Source organism: Clavibacter michiganensis (genome assembly GCF_002151125.1).
Lineage (GTDB): Bacteria > Actinomycetota > Actinomycetes > Actinomycetales > Microbacteriaceae > Clavibacter > Clavibacter michiganensis_C.
The window spans coordinates 413,909-425,790 of sequence record NZ_MDJZ01000016.1; the positions used below are offsets into that span (position 1 = coordinate 413,909).

At 74.1% G+C, this 11,882-nt stretch carries 14 protein-coding genes; 8 read left to right on the forward strand and 6 right to left on the reverse strand.

Annotation, left to right across the window (positions count from 1 at the left end; all coding sequences use genetic code 11):
- Nucleotides 1-104: 104 nt before the first annotated feature.
- Genes BFL37_RS11435 through ccsB form a run of 5 tightly spaced genes read left to right on the forward strand, consistent with a single transcriptional unit; the run spans nucleotide 105 to nucleotide 4,747 of the window.
- On the forward strand, nucleotides 105-749 hold the full coding sequence (locus BFL37_RS11435) for a histidine phosphatase family protein (protein WP_086515219.1): 645 nt from the start codon (nucleotides 105-107) through the stop codon (nucleotides 747-749).
- Entirely contained in the window at nucleotides 749-1,354 is a 606-nt protein-coding gene (locus tag BFL37_RS11440; protein ID WP_086515220.1) for a TlpA family protein disulfide reductase, read from the forward strand. The genes BFL37_RS11435 and BFL37_RS11440 overlap by 1 nt, the downstream gene beginning before the upstream one ends.
- Nucleotides 1,355-2,095, forward strand: coding sequence for a cytochrome c biogenesis CcdA family protein (locus BFL37_RS11445; protein ID WP_086515221.1), 741 nt, complete (start codon nucleotides 1,355-1,357; stop codon nucleotides 2,093-2,095).
- On the forward strand, nucleotides 2,079-3,725 hold the full coding sequence (gene resB / locus BFL37_RS11450) for a cytochrome c biogenesis protein ResB (protein WP_086515222.1): 1,647 nt from the start codon (nucleotides 2,079-2,081) through the stop codon (nucleotides 3,723-3,725). The genes BFL37_RS11445 and resB overlap by 17 nt, the downstream gene beginning before the upstream one ends.
- Nucleotides 3,722-4,747: a c-type cytochrome biogenesis protein CcsB gene (gene ccsB / locus BFL37_RS11455; protein ID WP_086515223.1), complete on the forward strand. Its 1,026-nt coding sequence runs from the start codon at nucleotides 3,722-3,724 to the stop codon at nucleotides 4,745-4,747. Before resB ends, ccsB begins: the two co-directional genes overlap by 4 nt.
- A gap of 33 nt (nucleotides 4,748-4,780) precedes the next feature.
- On the opposite strand, the gene BFL37_RS11460 is transcribed toward ccsB, so the two are convergent.
- Nucleotides 4,781-5,764, reverse strand: coding sequence for an o-succinylbenzoate synthase (locus BFL37_RS11460; RefSeq protein WP_086515224.1), 984 nt, complete (start codon nucleotides 5,762-5,764; stop codon nucleotides 4,781-4,783).
- A gap of 54 nt (nucleotides 5,765-5,818) precedes the next feature.
- Here BFL37_RS11460 and BFL37_RS11465 point away from each other — a divergent pair, with 54 nt between their 5' ends.
- Nucleotides 5,819-6,730, forward strand: coding sequence for a 1,4-dihydroxy-2-naphthoyl-CoA synthase (locus BFL37_RS11465; protein ID WP_086515225.1), 912 nt, complete (start codon nucleotides 5,819-5,821; stop codon nucleotides 6,728-6,730).
- A gap of 34 nt (nucleotides 6,731-6,764) precedes the next feature.
- A complete protein-coding gene (locus BFL37_RS11470; protein ID WP_086515226.1) occupies nucleotides 6,765-7,949 on the forward strand; it encodes an AMP-binding protein in 1,185 nt (394 codons plus the stop codon).
- A gap of 89 nt (nucleotides 7,950-8,038) precedes the next feature.
- Here BFL37_RS11470 and BFL37_RS11475 read toward each other — a convergent pair whose 3' ends face one another.
- Nucleotides 8,039-8,212: a CsbD family protein gene (locus tag BFL37_RS11475; protein WP_086515227.1), complete on the reverse strand. Its 174-nt coding sequence runs from the start codon at nucleotides 8,210-8,212 to the stop codon at nucleotides 8,039-8,041.
- Nucleotides 8,213-8,344: 132 nt separating this feature from the next.
- Between BFL37_RS11475 and BFL37_RS11480 the strand changes: the two genes are divergently transcribed.
- Nucleotides 8,345-8,647 (forward strand): hypothetical protein, encoded by a 303-nt coding sequence (locus BFL37_RS11480; protein WP_086515228.1) that lies wholly within the window; start codon nucleotides 8,345-8,347, stop codon nucleotides 8,645-8,647.
- On the opposite strand, the gene BFL37_RS11485 is transcribed toward BFL37_RS11480, so the two are convergent.
- Genes BFL37_RS11485 through BFL37_RS11500 form a run of 4 tightly spaced genes read right to left on the reverse strand, consistent with a single transcriptional unit; the run spans nucleotide 8,637 to nucleotide 11,778 of the window.
- Nucleotides 8,637-9,194: an NUDIX hydrolase gene (locus BFL37_RS11485; RefSeq protein WP_086515229.1), complete on the reverse strand. Its 558-nt coding sequence runs from the start codon at nucleotides 9,192-9,194 to the stop codon at nucleotides 8,637-8,639. The genes BFL37_RS11480 and BFL37_RS11485 overlap by 11 nt on opposite strands.
- 9 nt (nucleotides 9,195-9,203) lie before the next feature.
- Nucleotides 9,204-9,854: a GNAT family N-acetyltransferase gene (locus BFL37_RS11490; protein WP_241534012.1), complete on the reverse strand. Its 651-nt coding sequence runs from the start codon at nucleotides 9,852-9,854 to the stop codon at nucleotides 9,204-9,206.
- Nucleotides 9,824-10,402 (reverse strand): GNAT family N-acetyltransferase, encoded by a 579-nt coding sequence (locus BFL37_RS11495; protein WP_241534015.1) that lies wholly within the window; start codon nucleotides 10,400-10,402, stop codon nucleotides 9,824-9,826. Before BFL37_RS11495 ends, BFL37_RS11490 begins: the two co-directional genes overlap by 31 nt.
- 56 nt (nucleotides 10,403-10,458) lie before the next feature.
- Nucleotides 10,459-11,778: a glutamyl-tRNA reductase gene (locus BFL37_RS11500; protein ID WP_086515230.1), complete on the reverse strand. Its 1,320-nt coding sequence runs from the start codon at nucleotides 11,776-11,778 to the stop codon at nucleotides 10,459-10,461.
- Nucleotides 11,779-11,882 lie beyond the last annotated feature (104 nt).

An 11,882-nucleotide genomic window follows, 5' to 3' on the forward strand; every position in this document is an offset into this window, starting at 1 on the left:
GCCCCCACCGGTGCGCACAATCGTATTGGGGGCGAATGATTAGCGCAGGGGGTTGCGTCGGATCCTCGGCGGTTGTACATCTGCCCGCCACCTACACTTGACGCGTGGTCGCCTCACGAATCCATCTCGTCCGCCATGGCGAGGTGCACAACCCGCACGGAGTCCTCTACGGACGGATCCCGGGATACGGCCTCTCCGAGCTCGGCCACCGCATGGCGGACGCCGCCGCTCGCGCGCTCGAGGAGGAGGGCGCCCCCGTCAACCGCGTCATCGCCTCGCCGCTCCAGCGCGCGCAGGAGTCCGCGGCGCCGTGGGCCGAGCGCTTCGCCCTCCAGGTCGCGACCGACGAGCGCGTCATCGAGCCCACCAACCGCTTCGAGGGATCCCGCTTCCCCTCGCCCGCGCGCCTCGCGCGCTCGCCGCGCCTCTGGCCGCTCGTCGTCGACCCGGTCAAGCCGAGCTGGGGCGAGCCCTACCGCTCCATCGCGGCGCGCATGGCGGAGGCGGTCAAGGCCGCGTACCGCTCCGTGCCCGACGGCGACGTCGTCATCGTCAGCCACCAGCTCCCCATCTGGATGGTGCACCTGTCCCTCGCGGGCGAGCGCCTCTTCCACGACCCGCGCCAGCGCCGCTGCGCGCTGTCGAGCATCACCACGGTCGAGCGCGTGGGCGACCGCTTCGTCGAGACCGGCTACATCGACGCCGCGGCTGGGCTGTCCGATCTCGCCGTCGACCAGGGAGCGGTGTGATGCCCGGCATCCGCCGTCGCACCGTCCTCGCCGCCGTCGGGTCCGCGCTCGCCGCGGTCGCGCTGACCGGCTGCACGCAGGATCCCCTCGCCGCCGAGTTCCGCGCCGGCGACAACAAGAGGTACATCGCGGGCGACGGCACCTTCACCGAGGTGCCGCTCGGCGAGCGCGCCGCTCCCGTCGACTTCTCCGGCACGCTGTCGGACGGCACCGAGATCACCTCCGCCGACTACCGCGGATCCGTCACGGTCCTCAACTTCTGGTACGCCGAGTGCCCGCCCTGCCGCCTGGAGGCGAAGGACCTGCAGGCCGCGAGCGAGGAGCACGCGCCCGACGGCGTCAGGTTCCTCGGCGTCAACACCCGCGACCAGCGGCCGAACGTCGACTCGTTCGACAAGACGTACGGCATCACCTACCCGTCCGTCCTCGACGTCGAGGACACCTCCATGCAGCTCGCGTTCGCGGGCACCATCGCGCCCAACGCCGTGCCCGCCACCCTCGTGCTCGACCGCCAGGGGCGCGTCGCCTCGCGCGTGCTCGGGCAGATCGACCCCGGGGTGCTCCGCACGCTCGTCTCCGACGCCGTCGCGGAGCCGGCCGGCTAGGTGGACCAGATCCAGAGCGCCCTCTCCGGCCAGCTCCTCGTCGCGGTGCCGCTGGCCCTGCTCGCGGGCCTGGTCTCGTTCGCGTCGCCCTGCGTGCTGCCGCTCGTGCCCGGCTACCTCGGGTACATCGGCGGCATGGCCGAGGCGAAGGGCGGATCCGCGACCCGTCGCCGCCTGCTCCTCGGCACCGCGCTGTTCGTGCTCGGCTTCTCCGCCGTCTTCATCGTCACGACCCTCGTCTCGGCGACGGCCGGCTTCTGGCTCATGCGCTGGCAGGACGTCATCACGCGGATCCTCGGCGTCGTCCTCATCGTGATGGGCCTCGTCTTCACCGGCCGTCTCGGGTTCCTCCAGCGGCAGGTGAAGAGCTCGTGGCGTCCGGCGACCGGTCTCGCGGGCGCGCCGCTGCTCGGCGTCGTGTTCGGCATCGGCTGGGCGCCGTGCATCGGCCCGACCCTCGCCGTCGTCATCTCCATGAGCCTCACCTCGGCCGACGCGGGCCGCGGCGTGCTGCTCGGCGTCGCCTACTGCATCGGGCTCGGGGTGCCGTTCCTCCTCGTGGCGCTCGGCCTCGGCTGGATGACGCGTACCGTCGGGTTCCTCCGCCGCCACATCCGCACCGTCAACCTCGTCGGGGGAGCGCTGCTGATCCTCGTCGGCGTGCTCATGGTCTCCGGCCTCTGGTCGGCGTGGATGCTCCAGCTCCAGGGGGTGATCGCCTCGTATGTCCCGGCCATCTGACCACGTCGACTCCCCGCGGCATGCGCCGCGCGAGGGGGCGCCCATCGCGCAGCCCAAGCTCGGCCTCCTCGGCACGCTGCGCTGGTTCTGGCGGCAGCTCACGAGCATGCGCACGGCGCTGTTCCTGCTGCTGCTGCTCGCGTTCGCGGCGATCCCCGGATCCCTCGTGCCGCAGCGCAGCTCCGATCCGAACGGCGTCACGCAGTTCCGCGCGGACAACCCGGACCTCTACCCCGTGCTCGACAAGCTGCAGGTGTTCGACACCTACAGCTCCGTGTGGTTCTCCTCCATCTACCTGCTGCTGTTCATCAGCCTCATCGGCTGCGTCGTGCCGCGCGCCAAGCACCACTTCGACGCGCTCCGCCAGGCGCCGCCCAAGACGCCCGCGCGCCTCTCGCGCCTCGCCGGGTACACGACGCGCACGACCACGGCGGATCCCGTCGACGCGATCCGCCAGGCGCGCGCGCTGCTCAAGCGCCAGCGGTACCGCACGGTCCTCGTCGACGACGCGTCGGCCGCGGGCGGCGTGCTGTCCGTCTCCGCGGAGCGCGGCTACCTGCGGGAGACCGGCAACCTGGTGTTCCACTCGGCGCTCGTCGGGATCCTCGTGACGGTCGGCATCGGCGGCGGCTTCGGCTACTCCGGGCAGAAGGTGCTCGTGGAGGGCCAGTCCTTCGTCAACACGCTCTCGACCTTCGACTCGTTCAACCCGGGCCGGTTCTTCGACGACTCGGCGCTCACGCCGTACCGGGTCAAGCTCGACGCGCTGCACGTGGAGTACGAGCAGGAGAACCCGAACGCCATCGGCCAGCCGCTCGACTTCACGGCCGACGTGACCGCCGACGTGCCGGGCGGCCAGCCGCAGGAGCGCGAGGTCAAGGTCAACGACCCCCTGGCCATCGGCGGGACCGACATGTACCTGCTCGGCAACGGCTACGCGCCGCACGTGACGGTGCGGGATCCCGAGGGCACGGTCGTCTACAGCGCCGACGTGCCGTTCCTGCCGCAGGACGCGAAGCTCACCTCGCTCGGCGTCGTCAAGGTGCCGGACGGGCTGCGCGAGCAGGTCGGCATGCTCGGCTTCTTCTACCCGACGCAGGGCGCGGAGAAGGCGCCGTTCTTCTCCTCCTACCCCGACCTCGACAACCCGCTGCTGACGCTCAACGTCTACACGGGCGACCTCGGGATCGACGGCGGCGTGCCCACGTCGGTCTACACGCTCGACACGGGGGACCTCACGCAGCTCACCGGCGGCACGACGGGCGTCCAGTCCCTCCAGCTCGCTCCCGGCCAGACGATGGACCTCCCGGACGGGCTCGGCAGCGTGAGCCTCGACTCCGTGCCGCGGTTCGTCTCCTTCGACGTGCACCACGATCCGACGCAGCGCTGGGTGCTGCTGTTCGCGATCCTCGTGCTCGGCGGCCTGCTCACCTCCCTCTTCGTGCCGCGTCGGCGCGTGTGGGTGAAGGCGGTGCCGCAGGCCGACGGATCCACGACCCTCGAGTACGCCGGGCTCGCCCGCGGCGAGGACCCCACGCTAGAGGCCGCGGTCGCGGCCCTGGCCGACAAGCACACGGCGGGCCTCTCGCCTGCCGCGGTGTCAGATGCGGAAGTTAGGCTCCACTCGTGAACACGGCCATGCTCGACGACGTCTCCCTCATCGCGCTCCTCGTCGCGATGGGGCTCTATGCGGCCGCGTTCATCGCGTTCGCCCTCGACCTGGCGCGGCGCTCCGGGCTCGTGGCGGACGCGGCCACCGCCGCGGCCCGCCAGCCCTCCGCCGTGGGCGCCACCGCCGCCCGCCGCGGCGGCACCGCCACCATCGAGCGCGAGCCCGCGTCGTCGGGCCGCGACCGCGCCGCGACCGGGCCGGACGCGCCCGTCGCCGCCGGCCGCTCCCTCAGCCTCAACGTGGCCATGGTGCTGCTCGTCGTCGGCTTCGTCGCGCACGCCGTCGCCACCGTGCTCCGCGGCCTCGCCGCCTCGCGCGTGCCGTGGGCCAACATGTACGAGTTCGCCATGACGGGCACGCTGCTCATCCTCAGCGTCTACCTCATCGTCCTCACGCGCCGCGACCTGCGCTTCCTCGGCACCTTCGTCACGGGGCTCGTGCTCATCCTGCTGGGCGTCGCCGTGGTGCAGTACCGCGTCGAGGTGGCGCCGCTGCCGCCGTCGCTGCAGTCGTACTGGCTCGTGATCCACGTGTTCGTCGCCGCGCTCGGCACGGGCTTCTTCGCGCTGGCGTTCGCGCTCTCGGGCGTGCAGCTGCTGCAGTTCCGGCGCGAGTCGCTCGCCGCCGGCGCGCAGGCGGCCAAGCTGCGCTTCCTCGCCACGCTGCCCGACTCCGTCACGCTCGAGTCGATGGCCTACCGCCTCAACATCGTGGGCTTCATCTTCTGGACCTTCACGCTCATGGCCGGCGCCATCTGGGCCGAGCGCGCCTGGGGCCGCTACTGGGGCTGGGACACCAAGGAGGTCTGGACCTTCATCATCTGGGTGCTCTACGCCGGGTACATCCACGCGCGCGCCACGCGCGGCTGGCGCGGGTCGCGCTCGGCGTGGCTCGCCATCATCGGGTTCTCCGCCGTCATGTTCAACTTCGGCGTCGTGAACGTGTTCTTCAAGGGCCTGCACACCTACAGCGGGCTGTAGGCGCCGCGCTCGCGCGGTCTCCCGGCCGCCGTCTCAGGCGCGGGCGAGCACGGCGTGCGTGCGGCGGATCCGGTCGAGCCACCACGCGCGGCGGTCCGCATCGGCCGCGTGGGCGTCGAGGAGGCGACGATCCGGCGTCACGCGGCGCACGGGGATCCGGCCGTCCACGGGTACCAGCGGCTCGGCCGTCACGTCCTCGACGAAGAGCGAGACCGTCCCGAGGCCGCAGTCGTAGGGCAGCTCGGGGATCGCGGCGGCCAGGTGCGCGGCCATCGCGATCCCGACGCTCGTGTCGAGCGCGCTGGAGACCACCACCGGCAGTCCCGCCTCCTCCGTGATCCGCAGCGCCCGGTGGATCCCGCCGAGCGGCTGCGCCTTGATGACCAGCAGGTCGGCGGCGCCGGCCCGGGCGACCCGCAGCGGGTCCTCGGCCTTCCGCACGCTCTCGTCGGCGGCCACCGGCACGCCCAGGTGGCGGATCCGCTCGCGCAGCTCGGCGAGCTCCTCCACCGACGCGCACGGCTGCTCTGCGTACTCGAGATCGTGCTCGGCGAGGGCGTGGATCGCGTGCTCGGCCTCGTCGACGTTCCAGGCCGCGTTGGCGTCGATCCGCACGCGACCCTCGGGCCCCAGCAGGCGGCGGACCTCGGCCACGCGCGCCACGTCGTCCGCGAGCACGGTGCCGCGCTCGGCGACCTTGACCTTCGCGGTGCGGCAGCCGGGGAAGCGCGCCAGCACCTCGGCGACGCGCGACGCTTCCACGGCGGGGATGGTCGCGTTCACGAGCACGTGGTCGCGTGAGCGAGCGGGCGGCGCGGTCCAGCCGAAGTCGATGGCGGCGGCGAGCCAGGCGGCGGACTCCGCGTCGTCGTACTCGACGAACGGCGAGAACTCCGTCCAGCCGAGCGGGCCCTCGAGGAGCACGGCCTCGCGCACGTCGAGTCCTCGGAAGCGCGTGCGGAGGGGGAGGGCGACGACGCGGGCGGTGGCGAGGAGGTCGTCCAGGTCGGGGAGCATGGATCCAGCCTCGCACCCGCGGCCGGTCGCCGGGGCGCCGCCTAGGCTGGACGCATGGTGAAGCAGGTCTCCGACATCCACGATCCCACCCGCTGGCGCGACGTGCCCCTCGCGGAGGGCTTCACCGACATCACCTACCACCACGACCTCACGGGCCGCATCGCGCGCATCGCGTTCGACCGCCCCGAGGTGCGGAACGCCTTCCGGCCTCGCACCGTCGACGAGCTGTACCAGGCGCTCGACGACGCCCGCCAGGATCCGCGCATCGGCGTGGTGCTGCTCACCGGCAACGGGCCCAGCCCGAAGGACGGCGGCTGGGCGTTCTGCAGCGGCGGCGACCAGCGGATCCGAGGCCGCGACGGCTACAAGTACGGCGAGGGCGAGACCGCGGCGGGCGTCGACCCGGCCCGGGCCGGGCGCCTGCACATCCTCGAGGTGCAGCGCCTCATCCGCTTCATGCCGAAGGTCGTCATCGCGGTCGTGCCGGGTTGGGCCGCGGGCGGCGGGCACTCGCTGCACGTCGTCTGCGACCTCACGCTCGCCTCCGCCGAGCACGGCCGCTTCAAGCAGACCGACGCCGACGTCGGCTCGTTCGACGGCGGGTACGGATCCGCGTACTTCGCCCGCCAGGTCGGCCAGAAGGCCGCGCGCGAGGTGTTCTTCCTCGCCGAGGAGCACAGCGCCCAGCGCATGCACGAGATGGGCGCCGTCAACCGCGTCGTGCCGCACGCCGAGCTCGAGGCGACCGCGCTGGAGTGGGCCGAGACGATCCTCGGGAAGTCGCCCACCGCGATCCGCATGCTCAAGTACGCCTTCAACGCGGTGGACGACGGCATGGTCGGCCAGCAGGTGTTCGCGGGCGAGGCCACGCGCCTCGCCTACGGCACCGACGAGGCCGTCGAGGGGCGCGACTCCTTCCTCGAGAAGCGCGCGCCCGACTGGTCGCCGTACCCGTGGCAGTTCTGATCCGCGCGGCCCGGGTCCGCGCGGCCCGCGTCCCGTGAGGCCGCTCGAGCGCCTGACCGCGACGGGCGCCGACGTCGTGCCGCACCTCCGCGCCGCGCTCGCGGGCGACGGCCCGGCCCTGCTCGCCCGGCCGCTCGACGCCGTCGTCGCGGCCGGGGACCCGCCGCCGCCGGCCGAGGTCGAGCGCCGCGTCGCGCTCGTCGTCGAGACGTCCGGCACCACCTCGCGGCCCAAGCGCGTGGCGCTGTCCTCGGACGCCCTGCTGGCGAGCGCCGCGGCGTCGCAGACCGCGCTCGGGGCGCCCGGGCGGTGGATCCTCGCCCTCCCCACCCACTACATCGCGGGCCTCCAGGTGCTCGTGCGCTCGATCGCGGCCGGCACCGCGCCGCTCGTCCTCGGGCCCGGGAGCTTCGACCCGCGCGCCTTCGCCGAGCTCGCCGCGTCGGTGGACGCCCGCGTCGCCGGCTACACGTCGCTGGTGCCGACGCAGCTGCACCGGCTGGTCGAGGCGGCCGAGGGCGGGGAGCGCGACGACGCCCGGCTCGTCCGGGACGCCGTCCGGCGCCTCGACGCGATCCTCGTCGGCGGCCAGGCCACCCCGCCGCACCTGGTCGACCGCGCGGCCGAGCTGGGGTGGCGCGTGGTGCGCACCTACGGATCCAGCGAGACGGCCGGCGGCTGCGTCTACGACGGCGTCCCGGTCGGGACGGCCGAGGTCGCCGTGGTCGACGGCCAGGTGGAGCTCGCCGGCCCGATGCTCGCGGAGGGCTACCTCGGCGACCCGGCCGCGACCGCCGCCGCGTTCGGCGAGCACGACGGCCGCCGGTGGTACCGCACGGGCGACGGCGGCGAGCTCGTCGGCGGCGTGCTGCGCGTCACCGGACGGCTCGACGACGTGGTCATCTCCGGCGGCGAGAAGCTGCGGCTGGCGGCGGTGGAGGAGGCCGTGCGCTCGCTCGCCGGCTGGGATCCCCGGCTGGGCGAGGCCGTCGCCGTGCCCGGCGAGCACGCGGGCTGGGGGCAGCGGCCGGTCGTGTTCGTGCCGGGGCCGGTGGATCCGGGGCTCGCCGACCGCGTGCGCGGCGAGCTCTCACGGCGCCTGGGGCGCGTAGCGGGGTCGACCCGCGTCCGCGGCATCGAGGGGATCCCCGTGCTCCCCTCCGGCAAGCCCGACCGGCGCGCGCTGCGCACCGCGGCGGACGCCGACGCCGACGCCTGAGCCGCATCCGGACATGACGAGGGGCCGGATGCTCGGCACCCGGCCCCTCGCCTCTCGTGAGGATCGCTCCGCGAGAGCTCCTGTCGGAGCTACTTCTTGAAGACGTCCTTGATGTTCTCGCCGGCCTGCTTGGCGCTGGCTCCGGACTGCTGCGTCTCGCCCTCGGCGACCTTGCTGTCGTCGCCGGTGGCCTTGCCGAAGGCCTCCTTGGCCTTCCCCGCGAGCTTCTCGCCGGTGTTCTGGGCCTTGTCGTCTGCACTCATTCGCACTCCTTCGTTCGGTGGCTGGGACGAGTCCGACGCTACGCCCGCCCGCGCCCATCGTCACCCCGCTCCCACCGGACGCACGGGCGGGCGGCCCGCGGGATCCCGCGCCCGCCGTGGGAGGATGGGTCCATGGCCACCCGCACCCCCGACGCCCGCGCGAAGGCCCTCCTCTCGTGGCTGATCCTCGCCGTCGGCGTCGTCATCGCGGCCTTCACCGTCGCGATCCTCGTCGCCGCCGTGCAGGCGGACGGCGTGGGCGAGGTGACCGGCACGCTCGTCGCGGGAGGCGTCGCGACCCTGGTGGCCGCGATCGCGTTCGTCGACCAGCGCCGCAAGGTGCGCGCGACGCGGACGACCGAGCTGTCCGCGGGACCCCGCACGGACGCCGGGGCCGGGGACGCGGCCGCCGAGGACGACGCCGTCAGTCGATGAGCCGGAGCGCCACGAGGCGCTCCAGCGCCTCCTGGCCGGCGGGCGGGCAGCGGTCCGCGTCCTTCGATCCCACGAGCTCGACCTCGGCCACCTCGCCCGACGCCACCGGCTCCTGCCGGGTCCCCTCCCGCGGCTCCGCGCGGTAGACGGTCATGCTGACGAGACGCCCTTCGTGCGCGCCGTGCGCGTCGGCCAGGACGGTGAAGAGGTCCTCGATGCTGGCGGGATCGATGTCGAGGCCCACCTCCTCGGCGGCCTCCCGGACGAGCGCCTGCCGCGCGCCCTCGCCGGGCTCGATCTTGCCGCCGGGCAGGTAGAGCACGTCCTGCCCCGCGACGCGCACCATCAGGACGCGGCGGTCGCGGATGAGGGCGAGCGCCGCCACGCGCAGCGGACGCTGGTCGGGGGTGCGGCGTCGCGCGGCGGCGCCGTCGGGGCCGTCGGCGCCGAGCTCGTCCAGCTCGTCGAGGTCGTCGAGGTCGTCGTCATCGTCGTCGTCGAGGACGGGGACGACGGGGCGTCCCGCGGGGCCGGGGGTCGATGTCACGCGGTCCTCCTACAGTCCGTCGAGGCTCGTGCGAGCCGCCCACTCGACGTCGAGCAACGCCACGACCACGGTATCGGCCCAGGCTCCCCGCACCCACCGGTCGTGCACGAGGAGCGCCTCCCGCCGCATGCCGAGCCGCTCGGCCAGCCCGAGCGCCGTGGCGTCCGCCGCGTCGACCCGGCACGCGACGCGATGCACGCCCGCCTCGGCGAACGCGAGCTCGAGGATCCGGTCGGCCGCCTCCGCCGCGAGGCCCGCGCCCCGCACGTCCTCGTGCAGGACCACGCCGAGCTCGGCCTGCCGGGCGCCGGGATCGCGCAGCAGCAGGTGCACCTCGCCGACCACGCGCGCCCAGCGCTGGCCCTGCGCGGGCAGCTCGATCGCGAGGGCGAGCCGGTCGCCGACCTCGGCCAGCCGGGTCCAGCCGAGGCGGTCGGCGAGCATGCGGCCGGGATCCGCCGCGGATCCGGCGAGGTGGGGCCGTGCTCCGGGGGAGGACGCGTAGGCGTCGAGCTCGACCACGTCGTCGGGCGTGAACGGGCGCAGCACGAGCCGGGCCGTGCGCACGGGACCGCGCACCTCGAACGGGTCGAGCGCGGGCAGGCCGCCGTCCACCGGGATCCCCCGGATCAGGCCGTCGCGGGCGGCGTGGCCGCCCACTCGTCGGCCAGCACGGCGTAGTAGAGGCTGTCGACCCACTCGCCCTTCACGAGGTGCTCCTCCAGGAAGTGCCCCTCGCGGCGCATGCCGAGGCGCTCGGCCATGCGCGCGGACGAGGTGTTGCGGGCGTCGAGCTGCGCGAGGACACGGTGGGCGCCCGCGCGCTGGAAGGCGATGTCGAGCATCGCGCGACTGGCCTCGGTGGCGTAGCCCCGGCCGGCGAAGTCCGGGTTCATGACCCACCCGACCTCGAGCTGTCGCGAGGCCGCGTTGCGGAGCAGGAGCGAGACGTCGCCGACGACCCGGCCGGATCCCGCGCGCGGGTTGAGGCTCGGCTCGTCCGGCAGCTCGACGGCGAGCCCGAGGAAGTCGTTCGACTGCTCGAGCCGCGTCTTCCGACGGCGGGCGGCGAGGTGGCGCTTCGAGGCCTCGCGATCGCGGAGCGGCCAGAACATGTACTCGACCACGTCGGGCCGGCGCTGGATGTCGGCGTAGTCGTCGAGGTCGTCGGCCGTGTACGGGCGGAGCACCAGGCGCTCGGTGCGCACCGGCTCCGTCATCCTGAGCGGCGCGTCGAGGCGCGGTCCGCGGAGGATGCGCGGCCTCACGACGCCTGGCCCGCCTCGGCCGCGCGCGGCAGCGCGACGGCGACGGGGGAGGACACCGCGGCGGGCATCTCCACGTCGAGGCCGAAGAGCGCCTGCACGGCGTCGACGACGCGCGCCCCCTCGCCCTGGCGCGCGAGCTCTCGCGCGCGGACGGACGGCTGGTGCACGAGGACGCTCACCAGGTGCCGGAGCGCCTTCTCGGTGGCCTCGGAGGAGTCGCCGCGCTTGCGGACCCGCTCGAGCTCGCCCTCGAGGACGTCGAAGATGTGGGTGCGCAGCGCCACGACCGCGGGGGCCACCTCGTCCTCGGCGCTCGCGGCGCGGAACTCGGCGGCGGCCGTGCTGACGATCTCGCGTGCGTCGTCCGTGGCGGTGAGGTCGCGCAGCGGCGCGTGCAAGCTGATGGTCTCGAGGTCGAGGAGCTCGACGCCCTCGACGGTGACGACGTCCGGATCCACGTTCCGGGGGAGCCCCAGGTCGATGACGAGGCGGCGGCGCCCGTCGCCCGACACGGCGGCGGCGCCCTGCATGTGGTGCGCGGCCAGGACGGCCGTGGGTGCGGTGCTGCAGGTGACGACCATGTCGGACGCGGCGAGGGCGCGGAGCAGGTCGCGGCCCTCGACCGCGGGGATCCCGTGCGGGCCGGCGAACTTCTGCGCCCGGCCGGAGGGGGAGTAGACGTGCACGTCGACGACGCCGCGGTCGCGGAGCGCGGCGAGGCTGGCGCCGGCGTAGGCGCCCGTGCCGACGAGGAGGACGCGCGTGGCCGACCAGTCGGCGATGCGGCTCTCGGCGAGGTCCAGCGCCAGGCGGACCATGGACCGGCCGGCGCTCTGCAGGCCCGTGCGGGTCTTGACGCCGCGCGACGTGTTCGACGCGGTCTGGAAGAGGCGCTCGAGGCCCGTGCTCGTGGTGCCCCCGGTGCGGGCGCCCTCGAGGGCCCGGCGCACCTGGCCCGCGATCTCGCCCTCGCCGACGACGACGGACTCGAGGCCGGAGGAGACGGCGAAGAGGTGCTCGGCCACCGCGTCGCCGCACTTCACGTCGACGCTGCCGCGGACGTCGTCCCGGTCGATGCCGCTGGCGCCGCTGACCACGTCGACCGTGGCCTCGACGGCGAGGGCGCGGGCCGCGGTGAGGGGCTCCTCCACGTCGAGGTAGGCCTCGAACCGGTTGCAGGTGGCGAGGACGACGGCCCCCGCGATGAAGTCGTTCTGCTTCATGAGCGTGCCGGCGACGGAGGGTGCGGCCACGGACAGCTTCTCGAGGACCTCGAAGCTGGCGTTGTGATGACTCGCCGTCAGACATATGAGCACGCTCCATGGTAAACCTCCCCGCCGTGTGCTCGGGGCCGGTGAGGGTGCCCTGCCCAGCGACCCGCGGGAGCGCGTCGCCGTCCGCGCGCCTCCCCAGCCGAGCG

Coding starts and splice junctions, on each gene's coding strand:
- BFL37_RS11440 (WP_086515220.1), top strand. CDS start 749: ATGCCCGGCATCCGCCGTCGCACCGTCCTCGCCGCCGTCGGGTCCGCG.
- BFL37_RS11475 (WP_086515227.1), bottom strand. CDS start 8,212: ATGAGTGCAGACGACAAGGCCCAGAACACCGGCGAGAAGCTCGCGGGG.
- BFL37_RS11480 (WP_086515228.1), top strand. CDS start 8,345: ATGGCCACCCGCACCCCCGACGCCCGCGCGAAGGCCCTCCTCTCGTGG.
- BFL37_RS11460 (WP_086515224.1), bottom strand. CDS start 5,764: ATGCTCCCCGACCTGGACGACCTCCTCGCCACCGCCCGCGTCGTCGCC.
- BFL37_RS11465 (WP_086515225.1), top strand. CDS start 5,819: ATGGTGAAGCAGGTCTCCGACATCCACGATCCCACCCGCTGGCGCGAC.
- resB (WP_086515222.1), top strand. CDS start 2,079: ATGTCCCGGCCATCTGACCACGTCGACTCCCCGCGGCATGCGCCGCGC.